This window comes from Pseudomonas sp. SDO5532_S415, assembly GCF_054071155.1.
In genome coordinates, this window is record NZ_JBSVWS010000107.1 from 1 (window position 1) to 20,809 (window position 20,809).

Consider the following 20,809-nt stretch of genomic DNA (forward strand, 5'->3'; position numbering starts at 1 on the left):
TCAACATCATTGCTGACTGTTCTTACACTTTCGCGAGCAGGCTCGCTCCCACAGGGGAGGACGCTGCGTATCTAACCTTATACCCAAACAATATTTCCCAAGCCCTTTGTTAGAACTTTAAGATCACGTCATAACTCGTTATGACAAGTGATGCTCTGATGACCGATAACGTTCTTTCCCTCAGTAGCGTGCCGCTACACACCCAGCTTCGCGACGTGCTGCGTGCCCGCATCCTCGACGGCGAATACCCCCAAGACAGCCAGATGCCTTCTGAAAGCGAGCTTGGCGCGCTGTTCAAGGTCAGCCGCATCACCGTGCGCCAGGCCCTGGGCGATCTGCAAAAGGAAGGGTTGATCTTCAAGATCCACGGCAAGGGCACCTTTGTCGCCAAGCCCAAGACTTTTCAGAACGTCAGCACCCTGCAAGGCCTGGCCGAGTCCATGACCGGTCGCGGCTACGAGGTGATCAACCGCCTGCGCAGCTTCAAATTCATCGCCGCCGACAAGCTGGTCGCCGAGCGTCTGCAGGTCGCTGAAGGCGAGGTCGTGACGCAGATCAAGCGGGTGCGGCTGATCAACCGCGAGCCGATCTCCCTGGAAATCACCTACCTGCCCAAGTCCATCGGCGAGCGCCTGGAGAAAGCAGACCTGGTGACCCGCGATATCTTCCTGATCCTCGAGAACGACTGTGGCCTGGCCCTCGGTCACGCCGATCTGGCCATCGATGCGGTGCTGGCCGACAGCGACCTGACCCAGGCGCTGAACGTCGAAGCCTGCTCGCCGATCATGCGCATCGAGCGTCTGACCCACGATGCCGCTGGGCGGCCGCTGGACTTCGAACACCTTTACTACCGTGGCGATGCCTTCCAGTACCGCCTGCGGATCGACCGGCAAAAAGGGGCGCAGGCATGACCCATAGCTCTGGAACCAGAACCACGCTCGAACAGGAATACGACATCGTCGTGATCGGCGGCGGCACCGCCGGCCCCATGGCGGCGATCAAGGCCAAGGAACGCAACCGTGATCTACGGGTGCTGTTGATCGACAAGGCCAACGTCAAGCGCAGCGGCGCGATCAGCATGGGCATGGACGGCCTGAACAACGCGATCATTCCGGGCCATTCGACGCCGGAGCAGTACACCAAGGAAATCACCATCGCCAACGACGGCATCGTCAATCAGGCTGCGGTGTACGCCTATGCCACCCACAGTTTCGAAACCATCGAACAGCTGGATCGTTGGGGCGTGAAGTTCGAGAAGGACGAGACCGGCGATTATGCGGTGAAGAAAGTCCATCACATGGGCGCTTACGTGCTGCCGATGCCGGAAGGGCACGACATCAAGAAAGTCCTGTACCGCCAGTTGAAGCGGGCGCGGGTGAGCATCACCAATCGCCTGGTCTGCACCCGTTTGCTCAAGGACGAAGAGGGCGCCGTAAACGGCGTGATGGGCTTCGATTGCCGCACCGCCGACTTCCACGTGATCAAGGCCAAGGCGGTGATCCTCGCCTGCGGTGCCGCCGGGCGTCTGGGCCTGCCTTCCTCGGGTTACCTGATGGGCACTTACGAAAACCCGACCAATGCCGGCGACGGCTACGCCATGGCCTATCACGCCGGGGCTGAGCTGGCGAACCTGGAATGCTTCCAGATCAACCCGCTGATCAAGGATTACAACGGCCCGGCCTGCGCCTACGTCACCGGCCCCTTGGGCGGCTACACCGCCAACAACAAGGGCGAGCGCTTCATCGAGTGCGACTACTGGAGCGGCCAGATGATGTGGGAATTCCATCAGGAACTGGAAAGCGGCAACGGCCCGGTGTTTCTCAAGCTTGATCACCTGGCCGAGGAAACCATCCAGAACATCGAGGAGATCCTTCACAGCAACGAGCGTCCGAGTCGCGGCCAGTTCCACGCCAATCGCGGCACCGACTACCGCACGCAGATGGTGGAGATGCACATCTCCGAGATCGGTTTTTGCAGCGGGCATTCGGCGTCGGGGGTGTGGGTCAACGAGAAGGCCGAGACGTCGGTCAAGGGGCTGTATTCGGCGGGTGATATGGCGGCAGTGCCGCACAATTACATGCTCGGCGCGTTCACCTACGGCTGGTTTGCCGGCACCAATGCGGCGGATTTCGTCGCCGAGCGCGAGTTTTCCTCGCTGGATGCCGCGCAGATCGAAGCCGAAAGGCAACGGGTCTACGCACCGCTGGACCGCGAACACGGCCTGCCGCCGGCCCAGGTCGAGTACAAGTTGCGGCGTTTCGTCAACGATTACCTGCAACCGCCGAAGGTGACCAAGAAGATGCAGATCGGCCTGCAACGCTTCAGCGACATCCAGCGCGACCTCGACCAGATCAAGGCCCACAACGCCCACGAACTGATGCGCGCCATGGAAGTCAGCATGATCCGCGACTGCGCCGAAATGGCAGCCCGCGCTTCATTGTTTCGCGCCGAAAGCCGTTGGGGGCTTTACCACTACCGGGTCGACCACCCACAACGCAACGACAGTGACTGGTTCTGCCATTGCCACCTGAAGAAGGGTGACAACGGTCTGATGACCAGTTTCAAGAAAGCCGTCGAGCCCTACATCATCCCGCTGGACGCCGATGAAATGCAGGCTTACGACCGGTTGCGGGTCGGTGCCGATGCGGCTTGATGCCGTCCATAAAAGAGAGACCGAACATGGCCTATCAACCCCAGGAAATCTTCTTTCGCTCCAACGCACCGGTCACGGTCGACGAGGACCTTTGCATCGCCCACAAAGGCTGCACCGTGTGCGTCGACGTTTGCCCGATGGACTTGTTGGCGATCAATCCGGCCACGCAAAAGGCCTACATGGCCTTCGATGAGTGCTGGTACTGCATGCCCTGTGAAAAGGACTGCCCGACCGGGGCGGTGAAAGTAGACATCCCTTACCTGTTGCGTTGAAACACTGCCCAAATGTGGGAGCGAGCCTGCTCGCGAAGAGGCCGGCACAGCTGGCATCTCTGTGGACTGACAGGACGCTTTCGCGAGCAGGCTCGCTCCCACAATGGATCGAGTACAGACAACTGAAAACGCCATCCGGCCACCCCCGGACGCTTGCTTCAAAACACCCCTCGTTTCCCACCACGCCCTGATCGTGGCGGAGACGAACATCCTATAAATGATTCGAGGGGAAACACTCATGTTGCGTGCAACGATCGCCGGTCTGGTACTGGCTTCATTCACCTTGTCGGCTTCGGCCGAAACCATCCGCATCGCCATCGGCACCCAGGACACCACGATCAACTGCGCCGCCGGCGGTCTGTTGATTCGCGAACTCGGCCTGCTGGACAAATACCTGCCCCACGACGGCCAATACAAGGACGCCACGTACGACGTGGTCTGGAAAAACTTCACCAGTGGCGCGCCGCTGACCAACGAGATGGTCGCCGGCAAACTCGATTTTGGCGCCATGGCCGATTTCCCCGGTTCGTTCAACGGCGTGGCGTTTGAAGCGGCGGGCAAACACAGCCTGTTTATCAGCGTGCTGTCGGGCAGTACCAAGGGCAGCGGCAACGGCATCGTGGTGCCCAGCGCGTCGGGCGTGCAGTCGCTGGCAGAACTCAAGGGCAAGACCATTTCCGTGCCGTTCGCCTCCACTGCCCATGGCATGTTGTTGCGGGCCGTGGCGGCCCAGGGCTGGGATCCGCTCAAGGATGTGAACATCATCGCCCAGCCGCCGGAAGTTGCCGGTTCCGCGTTGCAGGCCGGCAAGATCGACGCCCACGCCGACTTCGTGCCGTTCGCCGAGCTGTTCCCCAGCCGTGGTTTCGCCCGCAAGATCTACGACGGTTCCCAGGCCGGTGCGCCGACGTTCCATGGTGCGCTGGTCGACCAGGGCTACGCGAAAAAGTACCCGGAAATCGTCGTCGCCTACCTGCGCGCCAGCATCGAAGCCAACCAACTGCTCGCCGCCGAGCCGGAGAAATACAGCGAGCTGATCGCCAAGGTCACCGGGGTTGATGCCGAGGTCAATTACCTGTTTCACGGCCCGCTGGGTGTGCAGACCCGCGACCTGAGCTGGAAGCCGGAATACCGCGAGGCTGTCGGCACCGCCATCGACACCCTCAAATTGCTCAAGAAGGCCGATCGCGGTCTCGATCTGAATACCTTCATCGACGACCAGTACATCCGCGCCGCATTCAAGGCCTCGAATCTGGACTACACCGCGCAGCTTGCGGATTACCGGCAGACGCCACTCAAGGCGGTGGATGCGTCGAGCGGCAAGGCCATCACCGACTTCAGCCGCGTGGCCGAAATCTGGGTGCGCGGCGAGCCGAAAGTCCGTCAATACGCCTCGGCGCAAGCGGCGTTCAGCGCGCTGGCCAGCCTCAAGCAGGAAGGCAAGAACATCCGCGCGGTGTATGCCCAGGCGAGCGACAGCGGCATCAAGTTGCTGGCGGATCAGGCGTGGTTTGCCAGTGACGCGAAAGGGCGGCTCAGCGCGTTTCTGCTCAAAGGCCAGGCCCAGCAATTTGCATCGGCCCAGGGCGGCAAGGTGTTCGACTTCACCGACGCCACCACCCAGGCCGTGGCCGTCCGCTAACCCTGAAATCACCACAATCCTCTGTGGGAGCGAGCCTGCTCGCGAATGCGGACTGACATTCAACATCAATGTCTACTGATCCATCGCTTTCGCGAGCAGGCTCGCTCCCACAGGGGGCGGGTTGAGAGGAATTATTGTGCAACGACCATTTAATCGCTGGCTCCCCCGAGCCTCCTCACTGCTGTTCTGCCTGCTGTTCTGGCAACTCGCCGCCAGCCACCACTGGAACCTCGGCCTGGTGACCTTCGCCAACGTTCCGACACCGCTGGCGGTGATTGAAGCGGCGCTCGGCCTCGGCGACTCCGGCAAGCTCGCCCAGCACCTGAGCAGCAGCCTCGGCCGGGTATTTGCCGGCTACCTCGCGGCGCTGGTCATCGGCATCAGCCTGGGCCTGGCCATCGGTCGCTCGAAATGGGCCGAGGATGTGCTGCTGCCACCGCTGGAAGTGCTGCGCCCGATCCCGGCGGTGGCCTGGATCCCGCTGGCGATCCTGATGTTCCCGTCGTCGGAGCTGTCGATGGTGTTCATCACCTTCACCGGTGCCTTGTTCCCGATTCTGCTCAACACCGTGCACGGCGTCGAAGGCGTCGATCCACGGCTGATCGCTTCGGCAAAAAGTCTCGGGGCAGGGCGCCGGGCGATGCTGCTGGAAGTGATCTTGCCGGGCGCCGCGCCGAGCATCATTACCGGCCTGGCCATCGGCATGGGTACCTCCTGGTTCTGCCTGGTCACCGCGGAAATGATCTCCGGCCAGTTCGGCATCGGCTACTACACCTGGGAGTCCTACACCATCCAGAACTACCCCGACATCGTCGTCGGCATGTTGCTGATCGGCTTGCTCGGCATGGGCAGCAGCCTGTTGATCAAACGCCTGGGCGGGCTGTTCACGCCCTGGCATCGACCACGAGGAAAAGCCTGATGAGCGTTTTTCAACCACCTGAAGGGCGTATCGATATTCGCGGCTTGTCGATCAGCCTGGGCGAGGGCGGCGCGGCCTTCGAGGCCGTGCAGGGCCTCGACTGCCAGATCGAACCGGGCCAGTTCGTGTGCATTCTCGGGCCGTCCGGTTGCGGCAAGTCCACCTTGCTCGGCGCCCTGGCCGGCCACCTGCAACCGCGCACCGGCAGCCTCAGGGTCGATGGTGCACCAGTGTCGGGGCCGTCACCGCAACGGGGCATGGTGTTCCAGCAACACACACTGTTTCCCTGGCGCACGGTGCGCGACAACGTCGCCTTCGGCCTGAAAATGCGCGGCATCGGCAAGGCCGAGCGGCACCGGGCCGCCGATGAAATCCTCGCCCTGGTCGGTCTTGAGGGCTTTGCCGAGCGCTGGCCGAATCAACTGTCGGGCGGCATGCAGCAGCGGGTGGAAATCGCCCGGGTGCTGGTCAATCGGCCACGCTTGTTGCTGATGGACGAGCCGTTCGGCGCCCTCGATGCCTTGACCCGACTGAACATGCAGGAGCTGTTGCTGGACATCTGGACGCGGATTCGCACCACCGTGGTGTTCGTCACCCATGACATCGACGAAGCCTTGTTCCTCGCCGATCGCCTGCTGGTCATGAGCCCGCGTCCCGGGCGGATCATCGAAGATCTGCGCCTGGACTTCCCCCGGCCCCGCACCAGCGAACTGGTGACGAGCCACGAATTTTCCCGCTTGAAGCGTCATTGCCTCGAGTTACTGCGTCATGAAGACGGTCGGCAGCTGCCACGCCTGAACCCTCTCGGACTTCCCACAGAAAACCAACTGCCGCGATTTGCCCTATGACCTCACTATTCGATGTAACCGATAACGATGACATTCTCGCCCTGCAACCACGCCTGACCGATGAAGACGCCGGTGTGCGCCGTATCGCGCTGATCGAGCTGGCCGATCTGGAAGAGCCGGATGGCCTGCTGTGGCTGGTCAATCGATTGGCCGAAGACCCGGTCGCCGACGTCCGCGCCGAAGCTGCGCGGTTGCTGGAGGCTTGGGAGGACTTGCCCGTGGTCGAGGCGCTGTGCCAGGCCCTGACCGATCCTGACGACGCCGTGCGGGCCGCCGCGGCGCAAAGCCTCAGCCTGCTCAAGAGCGAAGCGGCGGGTAGGGTGATTCTGCCGTGGACCGGGCATGCCGACATCGGCGTGCGCATTGCCGCGTTCAGGGCTTTACGTGAACTTCGCTTTACCCAGGCGGCTCCGACGGCGTTGTTGGCATTGAACGACGAGGACGCCAACGTTCGGCGTGAAGCGGTCGGTGTGCTGGGCTGGCTCAAGCAGCTCGATGCCTTGCCCGCACTGGCACGCCTGGCCAGTGATGACCCGGACACCGAAGTCCGCCGCGCCGCTACCGGCGCATTGGGCCTGGCCTCTGATGTTCAGGTCCTGCCGGCGTTGCGCCAGGCATTGCAGGACCAGGCCTGGCAAGTGCGTGAGGAAGCCGCCACGACGCTGGGTAAAGTCGGCCACGCCGACGCCGGTCCCGCCTTGATCGACGCCCTGAGCGACGACTACTGGCAAGTTCGCCTGCGCGCCACCCGCAGCCTGGGTCGCCTGCGCTTTACTCCGGCCCTCGAGCCGCTGATCGAAACCCTCGGCCACCGCATCAGCAACCTGCGCAAGGAAGCCGCCCTGGCCCTCGGTGAATTGAACGATAAAGGCGCCATCGCACCGCTGCAGGCCGCGCAGGACGACGGCGACCCGGAAGTGCGCAAGGCCGTGCGCATTGCCCTGAGTCAACTGCAATGAACCCGGTGGCGGTGGGCAATTCCCGCAGCAAGCAACAGCTGCGGTTGAACTGGCCGGATGGCCGCGAGCAATTGTTGAGTCATGCCGAACTGCGGCGGCAATGCCCATGTTCGCAATGCCGGGCGTTTCGGCTGCGGGGGATGACACCGCTGGTCGATGAGCGTGTGGGTGTGATCGAGTTGAACGCCCAAGGCTACGGCCTGCAGCTGGTGTTCAGTGACGGGCATGACCGCGGGATCTACCCGTGGAATTATCTGGCGGGACTTGGACTCGAAACGACGCATAACTAATGTGGGAGCGAGCCTGCTCGCGAAGGCGGTATATCAGGCAAATTAATGTCGAATGTGCTGCCGCTTTCGCGAGCAGGCTCGCTCCCACAGAGTGTTAGTGGTGGTCAGAAAGACTTGCTGGCACTCGCCACCACAGTCGCGCTGCACACATCATCAAACCCCCAGTTGCTGGTGCACTGGCTCTTCGACAGATCGGTGTCGATGTAGCTCAGCCCCAGCATCACACCGGCCAGTTCATGGGTCAGCTTGACCTCCCATTCGCGGTACGAATCCTCGGCCTTGCCCGAACGCGTGTACAGGTGCGGGTCCTTGAAGTCCATCATGCCGTAGCGCAGTTTCAAGCCAAGGTCATAGGGCAATTCGGTCTCGTAACCGACATAGCTGTAGAGCGAATTCTGCTTGCTGTCGATGCCCGGTGCATCAGCGGAGTAGTAGGCCGCGAGTTTTACGCCATGGACGCTGAGAATGCCGTAGGCCTCACTCTGGTTGAACTGGCTCTCCCTGGGGTAAGTGTATTTGAGGTAGCCGACATCCAGGCTGACCGCGTCGGTGGCCTGCCACAGCCAACCGGCGTAGTAGTCGATTTCCTGGCGGGTTTTCAGGCCGCCGCCATAGTCGACGTTGGAACTCCAGGCGCCCAGGTACAGGCCGCTGGTATGGGCGAGGGTCATGGCACCTTGCAGGGCCGGGTCGTTCTGGGTCTGGGAGATGCCGCGGGTGCGATAGTCGCTGGCCAGGGTCACGTCCAGCAGCAGGGCGAAGTCATCGTTCAAGGGGACGGCCTGGCTGCTCAAGGGCAGCAAACTCAAGGCACCGAGGGCGAGCAGGGTGGAAGCTTTCATGGGGTGTTTCCCGTTATTGTGATTGTTATGGGCAGGGCTGTTGTGGGTGTACGGCAGGCAAAGCTGCGCCGGGCCTCGTGTCGAAACGCGAGGCATGGCGGCGGGTGAGTTGATTTTTCTTAGAGGGTAGCGGCGTAGACCTGGCGACCGGCGAACCAGGTCTGCAGCACTTGAGTATCGTGCAGGGCCTTGTTGTCGACGCTGAACACGTCACGGTCGAGCACGATGAAATCCGCTTGTTTGCCGGCACTCAATGAGCCGATCTGTTGGTCCAGGCCAATGGTCCGGGCGGCATTGAGGGTGTAGGCGTAGAACATGGTTTCGCGGTCAAGACGCTCATCGGCATTGAGTACCCCCAGCGGACCGTCACGGGTGATGGCCTGGGCCATGGCATTCCACGGGTTGGGCGAGGACACCGGCCAGTCGCTGGCCCCGGCGATGGTCGCGCCCTGCTTGAGCAGCGAGTGCGCCGGGTACTGGTAACGGAAGGCCAGGGCGCTGACGTAAGGCTTGATCATGTCCGTGGTGTAGTCGTCGGCGCTGGCCCAGAGCAGTTGCATCGAGGCGATGACGTCGAGCGGCTTGAACCGGGCGAACTCTTTCGGGTTGACCATCTGCAGGTGGGTGATGGAGTGGGCTACGCCGCTCTGGCGGTCCTTGCGCGCCTGTTCGATACCATTCAATGACTCGCGCACCGCACGGTCGCCGATGGCATGAATGTGCACCCGCCAGCCCCGTTGATCGATGGCGCTGACCAGTTCGCCGAAACGCTTCGGATCGATCAACAGTTCGCCCTGTTTGTGCGAGTTGCTGTAAGGGTCGATCATCGCTGCGCTCTGCGCCGGGTATTCGATCACGCCGTCGGCGAAGATCTTGACGCCCGGCAAGGTCAGGTTGGGGACGTCCTGAAACTGCTGTCGGACTTTGTCGAGCGTATCGAGATCGGCCGGTACGCTTTTCGAATTGGCCACCAGCAGTGCGGCGACGTGGGCGGTCATGCCACCGCTTTGCGACAGCGCCTTGTACACCGGCAGCACGCCGACGGTTTTCTCCGTGGGCTTGAGGGCGAACACCGGCTGGCCCGGCGCGGCGTTGGCGGCGGGGTCCATCCACGCGGTGATGCCGAGGCTGTTGTTGTAGCTCACCGCGGTTTGCGCCGCCTTGAGCATGTCGGCGGCGCTCGGCGCCGGCATTTTCGAGGCAACCCGGTCCCAGCCGGCGTCCACCAGAAACCCGTTGGGATTGCCGTCCTTCAGCTTGCCAATGGTGCCGTCTTCAGCCGCCGGCAAAGACTTGATCAGCGCGGCGTCGACACCGGCGCGCTTGAGCATCACGTCGTTGGCCCAAGCCGTGTGGTGGTCGCTGCCGGTAAAGACGACGGGCACACTGGCCCATTCGCCGCTGTTGAATGTCTTGCCCAAGGCTTCGGACTGCGCCCAGTAGGCCGAACTCATGCCGGCCACGCTGAGTACATCGCCGTGCTTCGCCTTGCCGTCGTCACGCCAGGCGCGCAGGCGTTTTTCCAGCTCATCGAGGTCGACCACCTCGTCTTCCATGTTCGCCGAGACCCTTTCCAGGCCACCGAAAATGGCGTGGGAGTGGCTGTCGATCAGGCCGGGCATGAGGGTCTTGCCGCCCAGGTCGATGACTCGGGTTCCGGCCTCGATCAACGCCTTGATCTGTGCATCGCTGCCGACTTGCAGCACTTTGCCGTCCTGTACCGCCAGGGCCTGAACCTTGGGCTGGCTGCGGTCTGCGGTGAAGATCTTGCCGTTGAACAGCACCAGATCAGTGGCCGCCATGGCTTCCAGTGAGGCAAAACTCACAGCGGCCATCAACAGATTCGGGATGAATCTTTTCATTGAATGTTTCCTTGTTATTGCGTCTGATGGCCAGATTAGTGGCTTGCTGCGCCCGGCAGAACGCCTCGCTCATGAAAAACGTTTTTGCCTGAATGGAAAAAATATGGACAAGTTGGGTGCGCTGAAAATGTTTGTGGTCACGGCGCAACTGGGCAGTTTCAGTCGCGCTGCCGAGCAATTGGGGAAAACTCCGTCGGCCCTGACCAAAGCGGTCAATCATCTGGAGGCGGAACTGGGTACGCGCCTGTTCGAGCGCAGTACCCGGCGGATTTCGCTGACGGAAGCGGGGCGGCTCTATCTGGACACCGCGCGTCAGGTCTTGCAGCGGCTGGACGAGGCCGGCGAGGAAATCGAGCAGTTGCAACACGGCCTGCGCGGCAGCCTGAAAATCACCGCGCCGCTGGCCTATGGTCAGGCGTTTCTCGATCAGGTGTGTGGCGGCTTTCTTGAGCTATACCCGCAGATCAACCTGCAAGTGGACCTGTGCGATGACTTCGTCAATCTGCTGGACAGCGGCTACGACCTGGCTTTGCGCGAAGGCCATGACGACTTGCCGGGGCTGATCGCCCGTGTGGTCGGCAGCAATCGCCTGGCGCTGTGTGGCAGCCCCGAGTACCTGGCGCGCAAGGGGCTGCCGGTCACCCCGCAGACTCTCGATGAGCATGAGTGGTTGCTGTACCGCCATCCGTTGCTCAGCCGCGAGTTCTGGTGGGCCGAGCGCGACGGCCAGCGCCTGAGTTTGCCGCAGCCCCGGTCGCCACGCTTGCGCAGCGACAATTACGACTTGTTGCTGGCCAATGCCCTGGCCGGGCGCGGCTTGCTGCACACACCGTTGTGGAGTGCCGCGCCGTATCTGGCCGACGGGCGACTGGTGCGGGTGATGGCTGACTACGACATCGATCCGGACACCTTCGGCCCTTACATCCTGGCGGTGTACCCCAGCCATCGACGGGCCACGGCCAAGGTGCTGGCGTTTATCGATTACATCGCAGGGTTTCTGGCGTCCCGCGGTTTGGGTTTGGCCACGGGTTTGCCTACAGGCGCGTGACCTGTGGGAGCGGGCTTGCCCGCGATGAGGCCATCACAGTCAACATTTTCGTTGAATGTCAGTCCGCTATCGCGAGCAAGCTCGCTCCCACAGGGATTTAGGTTGCTCGCGGATTCTGCTATCCCCGCAGTTCCTACAAACAGCATCAACGGTGCTTGTAAGAAAAATCGCAAAAGAGTACAAATGTACTCCATGACGACATTAACTCCCCGCCGTACCGCCATCCTGACCTTTATTCGCGAGCGCATCGCCGAGCACGGTCAGTCCCCGAGCCTCGCCGAGATCAGCGAGGCGTTCGGTTTTGCCTCCCGCAGCGTGGCGCGCAAGCATGTGCTGGCGCTCACCGAAGCCGGGTTTATCGAAGTCAACCCGCACCAGGCCCGGGGCATTCGATTGCTCGGGCAACCCCCGCGCCCCGAGCTGCTGGACATCCCGGTACTCGGTCGGGTGGCGGCGGGTGCGCCGATCGGGGCCGATGCCGAAGTCCATAGCCGATTGCTGCTCGACCCGGCGATGTTCTCCCGCACGCCGGACTACATGCTGCGGGTTCGCGGCGACTCGATGATCGAGGACGGCATTCTCGACGGTGACCTGGTGGGTGTGCACCGCAACCCCGAGGCGCTCAACGGCCAGATCGTCGTGGCGCGGCTCGACGGCGAAGTCACCATCAAGCGCTTTGAACGGGTCGGCGACCGGGTTCGCCTGTTGCCGCGCAACCCGGCCTATGAGCCGATCATCGTCGAGGCCGACCGGGACCTGGCCATCGAAGGTGTGTTCTGCGGCCTGGTGAGGCAAGGCTGATGAGTGCCGTCGTTGCGCTGGATACGCTGTTCAATGGTGGCCAGGTCTGGAAGGGCCGGCCTGCGCCGCCGGCCGCCAGCCCGCAACCCACCGGCCATGCCGCGCTGGATGCGGCGCTGCCCACGGGTGGCTGGCCGGAAGCGGCATTGACCGAGATCCTTCTGGCCGGGCAGGGCGTGGGCGAGTTGCAACTGGTGTGGCCGGCGCTGGCGCGGCTGTCGGCGATGGGCGAGCGGATCGTGCTGGTGGCACCGCCTTACGTGCCGTACCCCCAGGCCTGGCAGAACGCCGGGGTCGATCTGCGTCAATTGTCGATCATCCAGGCCAGCGAGCGCGACGCGTTGTGGGCGGCGGAACAATGCCTGCGTTCGGGCAGTTGCGGCGCGGTGCTGTGCTGGCCGCACAAGGCCGACGATCGCGCCTTGCGCCGTTTGCAGGTGGCGGCGGAAACCGGCCAGACCCTGGCCTTCGCCTATCGCTCGCTCAACGAAGCGGTCAACCCCTCGCCAGCGGCCCTGCGCATCGCCATCGATGCCAGGCCTGCGCAATTGCGCGTGCTCAAGTGCCGGGGCGGTCTGGCCCGTTCGGCGCCGATTGCCTTCCCCGTGGGGCATTGAGGTTGCCATGCGTTGGGTCTGCATTTTGTTCCCGCAATTGGCGCTGGACGCGGTACTGCGTCAGCGCGCCGATCCCGATGAGCCGCTGGCGCTGCTGACTGGCCCGGCCCAGCGCCGGGTGCTGCAAGCGGTCAACGGCCCCGCGCGAGCCCTTGGCCTGCGTCCCGGCCAGTCCATGAGCGCTGCCCAGGCCTTGAGCAAGAGCTTCGCCACGGCCGAGTACGATGTTGCCGACATCGAGCACTGGCAGCAGTTTCTGGCCGCCTGGGCCTATCGGTTCAGTTCGCAGGTCAGCGTGCATTACCCGCGGGCGCTGGTGTTTGAAATAGAATCCAGCCTGGGCCTGTTCGGTGCCTGGCCACAATTCGAGGCGCGCTTGCGCAGGGAACTCGGCGAACTGGGCTTTCGTCACCGCATTGTCGCGGCACCCAACCCGGTGGCGGCGCGGATGCTGGCCAACGCTTATGACGGCCTGGTGGTGCCTGACGAGCAAGCCTTGCAGCACCATCTGGGGCAATTACCCGTCGACCGCATCGGCCTGGAGACCCGCGTGGCCACGGCGTTATCGCGCATGGGCTTGCGCACCTTGAGTCAGGTGCAGGCGTTGCCTCGGCAGAGCCTGGCCCGGCGTTTCGAGGCCCAGGTGCTCAAGCATCTGGACACCTTGCTCGGGTTGCGGCGGCTGGCGCTGGCGTTCTATCTGCCGCCGGATCGCTTCGATGTGCGCATCGAGCTCAACTTCGATGTGCAATCCCATCAGGCCCTGCTGTTTCCGTTACGCCGCCTGACCGGCGATCTGTCGGCGTTCCTGTGTGGACGGGATAGCGGTGTGCAGCGTTTCGACCTGCACCTGGAACATGCGGGGCTGCCGGACACCCTGATCAAGGTCGGCCTGCTCAGTGCCGAGCGCGACCCGGCGATGCTCTTCGAACTGGCCCGGGGGCGGCTGGAGCAGGTTCAGGTCGAAGCGCCGGTGCGTGGGTTTCGCCTGTGCGCCGAAGACCTGCCGACCTTCGTGCCGCAGTTTCAGGAACTGTTCGACGACCGCCCGCAGCAGTCCTTGCCTTGGGAGCAACTGCGCGAACGCCTGCGTGCACGGCTGGGGGATGATGCCGTGCACGGCCTGCGCTTTCAGGCCGATCACCGTCCAGAGTGCGCGTGGCAGGCCAGTGCCGACAGTCAGCCCGGCGCGCGATTCCCGACCGTGAAACGACCCGGTTGGCTGCTCACTGAACCGCTGGCGGTGCACGAAGGCTCCACGCGCATCCTCATGGGACCGGAGCGCATCGAGTCCGGTTGGTGGGACGGCGACGACGTGCGTCGCGATTATTACCTGATCGAAACCCGTGCCGGCCAGCAAGGCTGGGCGTATCGGCCGGTCGGCGAGGACGGGCCGCTGTGGCTGCAAGGGTGGTTCGCATGAGCGCCGGGTATGCCGAACTGCACTGCCTGTCGAACTTCAGTTTCCAGCGCGGTGCCTCCAGTGCCCTTGAACTGTTTCAACGGGCAAAAAAGCAGGGCTACCAGGCGCTGGCGATCACCGATGAATGCACCCTGGCCGGTATCGTCCGCGCCTGGCAAGCGGCGAAGTCCGTTGAACTGCCGTTGATCATCGGCAGCGAGATCCGCATCGACAACGGCCCGAAACTGGTGCTGCTGGTGGAGAACCTCAAGGGTTACCAGACCCTGTGCCGACTGATCACCCGCGCCCGCCGCCGTACGCAGAAAGGCCAGTACCAAATCCTGCGGGATGACTTCAGCGAGCCACTGCCGGGGCTGCTGGCGTTGTGGGTGCCGGACGCGGTGGATGACTTCGAGCAGGGCCGCTGGCTGAAACAGGTTTTTGCCGAGGGCCTGTGGCTGGCGGTGCAGTTGCATCGCGGTCAGGACGACCCCCGACGCTTGAGCGATTTGCTGACCCTGGCCAGGGAACTGCGGATTCCCGCCGTGGCGAGCGGCGATGTGCACATGCACGCCCGAGGGCGCCGTGCCTTGCAGGACACCATGACTGCGATCCGTCATCACCTGCCGGTAGCCGATGCCGGGTTGCGCCTGCACCCCAACGGCGAACGGCATCTGCGCAGTCTCGACATCCTGCGCGAACTCTATCCGCCGGCCTTGCTCGAAGAAACGCAGGTCATTGCCCGGCGCTGCACGTTCGACCTCGGCCAGTTGCGTTATCAGTATCCCCGGGAGCTGGTGCCTGACGGGCACTCGGCCACCTCCTGGCTGCGTCATTTGACCGAACAGGGCACTGCCTGGCGCTGGCCGAAAGGTCCGCAAGACAAGGTGCTCAAGCAGATCGACAAGGAACTGGAGCTGATCGCCGAACTGGGCTACGAAAGCTACTTCCTGACGGTCCACGACATCGTCCGCTTCGCCCGTGAACAACAGATTCTTTGCCAGGGACGCGGCTCTGCGGCCAACTCGGCGGTGTGTTTTGCCCTGGGCATCACTGAAATCGATCCGGATCGCACCACGCTGCTGTTCGAGCGCTTTCTCTCCAAAGAGCGCAACGAGCCGCCGGACATCGACGTCGATTTCGAACACGAACGGCGCGAGGAGGTCTTGCAGTACGTGTTTCAGCGTTATGGCCGGGCCCGGGCTGCGCTGACCGCCGTGGTCAGCACCTATCATGCGGCCGGCGCAGTGCGCGACGTGGCCAAGGCGCTGGGCCTGCCGCCGGACCAGATCAATGCGTTGGCCGATTGTTGCGGTCACTGGAGCGACGAAACCCCGCCCGTGGCGCGTTTGCTCGAGGGCGGATTCGACCCTGAAAGCCCGGTGCTGCGCCGGGTGCTCAGCCTCACGGGGCAATTGATCGGTTTCCCCCGGCACCTGTCCCAGCACCCCGGTGGCTTCGTGATTTCCGAGCAACCCCTGGACAGCCTGGTGCCGGTGGAAAACGCGGCCATGGCCGAGCGCACCATCATTCAGTGGGACAAGGACGATCTCGATGCGGTCGGCCTGCTCAAGGTCGATATCCTCGCCTTGGGCATGCTCAGCGCCATCCGTCGCTGCCTCGACCTGTTGCGCAGGCATCGTCACCTGGACCTGAGCCTGGCGACGATCCCGTCTGAAGACGCGGCCACTTACGAAATGATCGGCCGCGCCGACACCATCGGCGTGTTCCAGATCGAATCCCGCGCGCAGATGTCGATGCTGCCCAGGCTCAAACCGGTGAATTTCTACGACCTGGTGATCGAGGTCGCGATCGTGCGGCCGGGACCGATTCAGGGTGGCATGGTCCACCCGTACCTGCGCCGGCGAAACAAGGAAGAACCCGAGGTGTATCCGTCGCCGGAACTCAAAGTGGTGCTGGAACGCACCCTGGGCGTCCCCCTGTTCCAGGAGCAGGTGATGCAGATCGCCATCGTCGCCGCCGACTACAGCCCCGGCGAAGCCGATCAGTTGCGCCGTTCCATGGCTGCCTGGAAACGTCATGGCGGGCTCGAACCGCACAAGGATCGGCTGGCCGCCGGCATGAAGAAAAACGGCTACACCGCCGAATTCGCCGCGCAGATCTTCGAACAGATCAAGGGGTTCGGCAGTTACGGTTTTCCCGAATCCCACGCCGCCAGTTTTGCCTTGCTGACCTACGCCAGTTGCTGGTTGAAATGCCACGAACCGGCCGCCTTCGCCTGTGCGCTGATCAACAGTTGGCCCATGGGCTTCTACAGCCCGGACCAGATCCTGCAGGACGCACGGCGCCATCATTTGCAGATCCGCCCGGTGGACGTGCGGGCCAGCGACTGGGATTGCAGCCTGGAACCGATTGCCGGCGCACAACCGGCAATTCGCATGGGCTTGCGGATGATCAAGGGTTTTCGCGAGGACGATGCCCGGCGTATCGAAGCGGCGCGGTCCAGGGGCGCCTTTGCCGACATCGCCGACCTTGGCGAGCGGGCGCGACTCGATGCCCGCGCCCAGGAGCAACTGGCCGATGCCGGTGCGTTGCGCGGTCTGGCCGGTGATCGCCATCGGGCGCGCTGGGAAGTGGCGGGGGTGCAGAAACAGCTCGGTCTGTTCGCCGGTTTGCCCAGTCAGGAGGAGGGGACGGTGGCGCTGCCAAAACCCACGGTCGGCGAGGACTTGCAGGCCGATTACAACAGTCTCGGCACCACCCTCGGGCCGCATCCGCTGGCCTTGCTGCGCGGTGAATTGAAAGCCCGGCGTTGCCGCAGCTCGAAGGAACTGCTGGACGTCGAACATGGCCGGCCGGTGAGCATCGCCGGGCTGGTTACCGGTCGGCAACGGCCGGCCACCGCCAGTGGCGTGACCTTCGTCACTCTGGAAGACGAATTCGGCAACGTCAACGTGGTGGTCTGGCGCGACCTGGCCGAGCGGCAACGCAAGGTGCTGGTCGGCTCGCAGTTGCTCAAGGTTGATGGGCGTTGGGAAAGGGAGGGCGAGGTGCGGCATCTGATTGCCGGGCGCTTGAGTGATTTGAGCCCACTGCTGGACGGCATCACCGTGCGCAGCCGGGATTTTCATTGATCCCGCAATCAGTGTGGGAGCGAGCCTGCTCGCGAAGGGGCCGGCACATTCAGCATTGATGTCAACTGACAGACCGCCTTCGCGAGCAGGCTCGCTCCCACAGGTATTGTGCAACCGCGGACTATTTACCCACCGGCCAAAACCGCTCCCCACCCCCCGGTGCATCCGTCCACGCCTGCAACGACCGGGTCGGCAAATCGAAATAATCCCGGGTACGCGCATAGCCATGGCCACCCATGCGCCCAATCGCATCGAGCCCCAGTTGATCGATGTACAAGGTTTTCGGGTCGATCAGTTCGTCCCGCACATGGGCCATCAGCACTTCGCCAAAGATGATCTCCCGCGACTGGCCGATGGACAGCGCCATCATTCGCCGGCATTCCAGTGCCACCGGGGCTTCGCCGATGCGCGGGCATTTGACCGTGGTGCCGGGAATGGCGGTGAGGCCGGCGGCGGTCAGCTCGTCGAAACCGGGGGCGAAGGGCACGGCGCAGACATTCATGGCTTCCACCAGGGCATCGCTGACGATGTTGACGGTGAATTCCTGGTTGAGCTGGATGTTGCGCGTGGTGTCCTTGGGGCTCTGATCACCGTAGTTCTCCACGCCCAACGCGAGGATCGGCGGATCGGCCGAGAGCGCATTAAAGAAGCTGAACGGCGCGGCATTGACGCGGCCTTCGCCGTCGACAGTGGTGACCAGGGCAATAGGTCGTGGCACCACGCTGCCGATCAGAATCTTGTATTTGTCCCGCGCACTCAGGGTGCTGAAATCGAAGCTTTGCATGGGCGGCATTCTCTAAGGAAGTGGATCAATGGCACTCAGCGGCGCCTGTGCGCTGTAGTCGTCGGCGAAGGGAATGGCCGGTTGGAACAGGGTTTTCCAGTCCGGTTGGCCGAAGGCCCGGTCGCTGTGACTGCGCATCAGTTTTTCGAATTGTCGTTGGGCCTGGCGCTGCAGGGCGGGGTAGTCGACTCCGTTGACCTGACCGTCCTGCATCACACAGCGGCCGTCGATCCAACTGGCGATGCAATCGTCACCGCGCCCGGCCAGCATCAGGTTTTTCAAGGGGTCGAACAGCGGCCCCAGGTGCAGGCCACGCAGGTTGAACACGGTGATGTCGGCCTTTGCTCCCGGCGCCAGTCGCCCAAGGTCATCGCGGCCCAGGGCCCTGGCACCGCCGAGGGTGGCGGCGTTGTACAGATCGAGGGTGCTGGTCAGCGTGTTGCCGCCCTCCATCAGTCGCGCGATGTTCAAGCCCTGGCGCATGTTGTCCAGCAAATCCGCCGGCCAGGTGTCGGTGCCCAGGGCGAAGTTGATGCCCTTGGCCCGATAGCGACCGAACGAGTCCAATGCCTCGCCGTCCCGGGCGAACACCATCGGGCAATGCACCAGGCTGGCGCCGCCATCCACCACCCTTTGCAGGTCATCATCGCCACGGGTGTAAATGCCGTGGGGCAGCAGGCTGCGCGGGGTCAGCAGGTCAAGTTGCTGCAACCAGCCCAACGGTGACGCACCGCGCAATTGCTCGACCATCGCCACTTCGCCAAGGCCCTGGCAGCAATGCAGACGCATCGGCGCATTGAGTTCCCGGCTCAGCGCCGCGGTGCGCAGTAACAGCGCCGGTGTGCAGGTCTGGATGCGGTCCGGCAGCAGCGCACCGCGGATCAGGCCGTCATTCGTGCCGTCGAAATCCCTGAAAAACCGTTGCGCCGCGTCGAGTCCGGCCAAACCCCGGGCTTCGTCCCAGTGATGTGCCAGCATGCCGTCGGCCTGCCAGTAACTCATGCCACTCATGTAGCATGGGCCGAGGTAAGTGCGCAGCCCCAGCTCGGCGGCTACACCGGCCACTGCTGCAAACTCGTCATAGGTTTCCGCCCATTCGCGGTAATACATCGAGGTAATCGGCATGGCCGTTGTGATGCCGTTGCGGATCAGCTGCGTGAAGGCGTAGCGGTACTTGAAGACTTCTTCGTCCGGGCTGTAGCTCTCCCGGGGGCCACGCGCCAGGTATTCGGCGGACCACATCCGGCCCATGTCGCGCTCGTCGCCGTTGTCCAGGGTCAACACCGTGGAATCGAGATCGCCCAAAGCATCGAGGTCAATGAAACCGGGGCCGATCAACGCGTTGCCGTAGTCGATCCACTGATCCACCGGTCCCGGGTAATCGCGGCCGACAAACACAATGTGCGCGCCTTCGAACACCACCTCGCCGTTGCGCCAGAGCACGTGTTTGGTGCCGTCGAAGCCGACCACGCAGCTGCTTTTGAGGCCGATGCGCTTCACAAACGGCTGTCCAGCAAACGGCCACCCGAAGCGATCAACTGCCCGCCGCGATAAACCTGACGCAGGGGTCGCGACACCACGGCTTCACCCAGGGTCTGTACCGGCATCAGCAGAAAGTCCGCAGGCCGACCGATCGCTACGCCATAACCTTCGCAACCCAGGGCCCGGGCACCATTCACAGTCGCTGCGTCGAACGCCGCCGCCAGTTCCTCGTCCTTGTTCAGATCGAAACGAAACGCCAGCAACATCGCCCGCTCCAGCATGTCGCCGTTGCCCATGGGCGACCAGGCGTCGCGAATACCGTCCGAGCCCAGGCACACATTCACCCCTGTTTCGCGCAGGGCGAGGAATGGGGGTACCGCACAATCGGCCGGTGCCGAACTCATCAACGAAATCCCCAATGCCGCCAGGCGTCCGGCCACCGGTTTGACCTGGCTCCACGGCAACATGCCGAGGCAGTAGGCATGGCTGATCATCACCCGGTCCTGAAGCCCGAAGCGCTCGGTGTAGTCGGCGATCAGTTTGATCTGCCACAGGCCCAACTCGCCCTTGTCGTGCAGGTGAATGTCGACGCCACGGTCGAATTCACTGGCGAGATTGAACACGAAGTCCAGCTGCGCGATGGGGTCGTTGTCGATGCCGCAGGGGTCGAGGCCGCCGACGTTCTCCACGCCCAATGCCATGGCTTCGCACATCAGCTCGGCGGTGCCGGGGCGACTGATCAGGCCGGTTTGCGGGAAGACCACCAGTTGCAGGTCGATCAAGTCGCGGTATTTTTCACGCAGTTGCTGCATGGCCTCGACATGGCGCAGGCCGAATTCCGGGTCAATGTCGACGTGGCAACGCAGGGTCAGCGAACCACGGGCGATGCAGTTCTCCAGCAGGGCACCGGCCCGCAGTGCAATGGGGGCTTCGACTTCGCGCAGTACACGACGCTCGTTGGCGATGTAGTCCTTGAGGTTCGGACCGGCACTGTTCGGACGCCAGGGCTGGCCCCAGAGGGTTTTGTCCAGGTGCACGTGGCTTTCCACCAGGGCTGCGGTGAGCAATTGGTTCTGGCCGTCGATGTCGGTGGCGAGCAGTTCGCTGGTCGAGGCCGGGCGACGCTGGGTGAAGCGGCCGTTTTCGATCAGCAGGTCTTCGGCGGCGGCGCCGTAGGGGCGCACGTTGCGTAGCCAGCGGGGGGGAGTCATTGCGTACCTCAAATTCGGTGTTGTGTGGGAGGGCCTCTTCGCGAGCAGGCTCGCTCCCACAGGGGAATGCATTTCAAATGTG

At 63.2% G+C, this 20,809-nt stretch carries 18 protein-coding genes; 13 read left to right on the plus strand and 5 right to left on the minus strand.

Translation table 11 applies throughout. The features are described 5' to 3' along the window. Nucleotides 1–158 precede the first annotated feature (158 nt). The 8 genes from ACW9HW_RS20555 to ACW9HW_RS20590 all read left to right on the plus strand — a co-directional run bounded on the left by ACW9HW_RS20555 (nucleotide 159) and on the right by ACW9HW_RS20590 (nucleotide 7,583). Nucleotides 159–911: a GntR family transcriptional regulator gene (locus ACW9HW_RS20555; protein ID WP_457401539.1), complete on the plus strand. Its 753-nt coding sequence runs from the start codon at nucleotides 159–161 to the stop codon at nucleotides 909–911. Continuing rightward, nucleotides 908–2,653 (plus strand): fumarate reductase/succinate dehydrogenase flavoprotein subunit, encoded by a 1,746-nt coding sequence (locus ACW9HW_RS20560; protein ID WP_457401541.1) that lies wholly within the window; start codon nucleotides 908–910, stop codon nucleotides 2,651–2,653. Before ACW9HW_RS20555 ends, ACW9HW_RS20560 begins: the two co-directional genes overlap by 4 nt. A gap of 26 nt (nucleotides 2,654–2,679) precedes the next feature. Beyond that, a complete protein-coding gene (locus tag ACW9HW_RS20565) occupies nucleotides 2,680–2,925 on the plus strand; it encodes a 4Fe-4S dicluster domain-containing protein (RefSeq protein ID WP_008060065.1) in 246 nt (81 codons plus the stop codon). A gap of 217 nt (nucleotides 2,926–3,142) precedes the next feature. Beyond that, complete coding sequence (locus ACW9HW_RS20570; RefSeq protein ID WP_457401543.1) at nucleotides 3,143–4,567, plus strand: ABC transporter substrate-binding protein; 1,425 nt, start codon at nucleotides 3,143–3,145, stop codon at nucleotides 4,565–4,567. A 136-nt stretch (nucleotides 4,568–4,703) separates the two neighbouring features. Then, nucleotides 4,704–5,486, plus strand: a complete 783-nt coding sequence (locus ACW9HW_RS20575) for an ABC transporter permease (RefSeq protein WP_457401544.1) — start codon at nucleotides 4,704–4,706, stop codon at nucleotides 5,484–5,486. Beyond that, on the plus strand, nucleotides 5,486–6,334 hold the full coding sequence (locus tag ACW9HW_RS20580; RefSeq protein ID WP_457401545.1) for an ABC transporter ATP-binding protein: 849 nt from the start codon (nucleotides 5,486–5,488) through the stop codon (nucleotides 6,332–6,334). Before ACW9HW_RS20575 ends, ACW9HW_RS20580 begins: the two co-directional genes overlap by 1 nt. Beyond that, entirely contained in the window at nucleotides 6,331–7,293 is a 963-nt protein-coding gene (locus ACW9HW_RS20585; protein ID WP_095195347.1) for a HEAT repeat domain-containing protein, read from the plus strand. Before ACW9HW_RS20580 ends, ACW9HW_RS20585 begins: the two co-directional genes overlap by 4 nt. After that, a complete protein-coding gene (locus ACW9HW_RS20590; protein ID WP_457401547.1) occupies nucleotides 7,290–7,583 on the plus strand; it encodes a DUF971 domain-containing protein in 294 nt (97 codons plus the stop codon). The genes ACW9HW_RS20585 and ACW9HW_RS20590 overlap by 4 nt, the downstream gene beginning before the upstream one ends. Nucleotides 7,584–7,687: 104 nt before the next feature. On the opposite strand, the gene ACW9HW_RS20595 is transcribed toward ACW9HW_RS20590, so the two are convergent. Next, the gene (locus ACW9HW_RS20595; RefSeq protein WP_095195349.1) at nucleotides 7,688–8,425 is read right to left on the minus strand and encodes a TorF family putative porin; all 738 of its coding nucleotides are present in this window, start codon (nucleotides 8,423–8,425) and stop codon (nucleotides 7,688–7,690) included. A 119-nt stretch (nucleotides 8,426–8,544) separates the two neighbouring features. Further along, nucleotides 8,545–10,287: an amidohydrolase gene (locus ACW9HW_RS20600; RefSeq protein WP_457401549.1), complete on the minus strand. Its 1,743-nt coding sequence runs from the start codon at nucleotides 10,285–10,287 to the stop codon at nucleotides 8,545–8,547. 103 nt (nucleotides 10,288–10,390) lie between these two features. Between ACW9HW_RS20600 and ACW9HW_RS20605 the strand changes: the two genes are divergently transcribed. The 5 genes from ACW9HW_RS20605 to ACW9HW_RS20625 all read left to right on the plus strand — a co-directional run bounded on the left by ACW9HW_RS20605 (nucleotide 10,391) and on the right by ACW9HW_RS20625 (nucleotide 17,250). After that, nucleotides 10,391–11,335, plus strand: a complete 945-nt coding sequence (locus ACW9HW_RS20605) for a LysR family transcriptional regulator (protein WP_095195351.1) — start codon at nucleotides 10,391–10,393, stop codon at nucleotides 11,333–11,335. A gap of 183 nt (nucleotides 11,336–11,518) precedes the next feature. Beyond that, a complete protein-coding gene (gene lexA / locus ACW9HW_RS20610) occupies nucleotides 11,519–12,136 on the plus strand; it encodes a transcriptional repressor LexA (RefSeq protein WP_095195352.1) in 618 nt (205 codons plus the stop codon). After that, complete coding sequence (gene imuA, locus ACW9HW_RS20615) at nucleotides 12,136–12,753, plus strand: translesion DNA synthesis-associated protein ImuA (RefSeq protein WP_095195353.1); 618 nt, start codon at nucleotides 12,136–12,138, stop codon at nucleotides 12,751–12,753. Before lexA ends, imuA begins: the two co-directional genes overlap by 1 nt. A 7-nt stretch (nucleotides 12,754–12,760) precedes the next feature. Then, nucleotides 12,761–14,176 carry a Y-family DNA polymerase gene (locus ACW9HW_RS20620; protein WP_457401551.1) on the plus strand — a complete coding sequence of 472 codons (1,416 nt, stop codon included), beginning with the start codon at nucleotides 12,761–12,763 and terminating at the stop codon, nucleotides 14,174–14,176. Beyond that, nucleotides 14,152–17,250, plus strand: coding sequence for an error-prone DNA polymerase (locus ACW9HW_RS20625; protein ID WP_457401553.1), 3,099 nt, complete (start codon nucleotides 14,152–14,154; stop codon nucleotides 17,248–17,250). The genes ACW9HW_RS20620 and ACW9HW_RS20625 overlap by 25 nt, the downstream gene beginning before the upstream one ends. 121 nt (nucleotides 17,251–17,371) lie before the next feature. On the opposite strand, the gene ACW9HW_RS20630 is transcribed toward ACW9HW_RS20625, so the two are convergent. From ACW9HW_RS20630 to ACW9HW_RS20640, 3 genes are read right to left on the minus strand one after another with little or no spacing between them, the layout of a single operon-like run. Next, nucleotides 17,372–18,034 (minus strand): flavin reductase family protein, encoded by a 663-nt coding sequence (locus tag ACW9HW_RS20630; RefSeq protein WP_095194891.1) that lies wholly within the window; start codon nucleotides 18,032–18,034, stop codon nucleotides 17,372–17,374. A gap of 12 nt (nucleotides 18,035–18,046) precedes the next feature. Then, entirely contained in the window at nucleotides 18,047–19,534 is a 1,488-nt protein-coding gene (locus tag ACW9HW_RS20635) for an amidohydrolase family protein (RefSeq protein WP_457401555.1), read from the minus strand. Further along, entirely contained in the window at nucleotides 19,531–20,727 is a 1,197-nt protein-coding gene (locus ACW9HW_RS20640; protein WP_457401556.1) for an amidohydrolase family protein, read from the minus strand. The genes ACW9HW_RS20635 and ACW9HW_RS20640 overlap by 4 nt, the downstream gene beginning before the upstream one ends. Nucleotides 20,728–20,809: the final 82 nt, after the last annotated feature.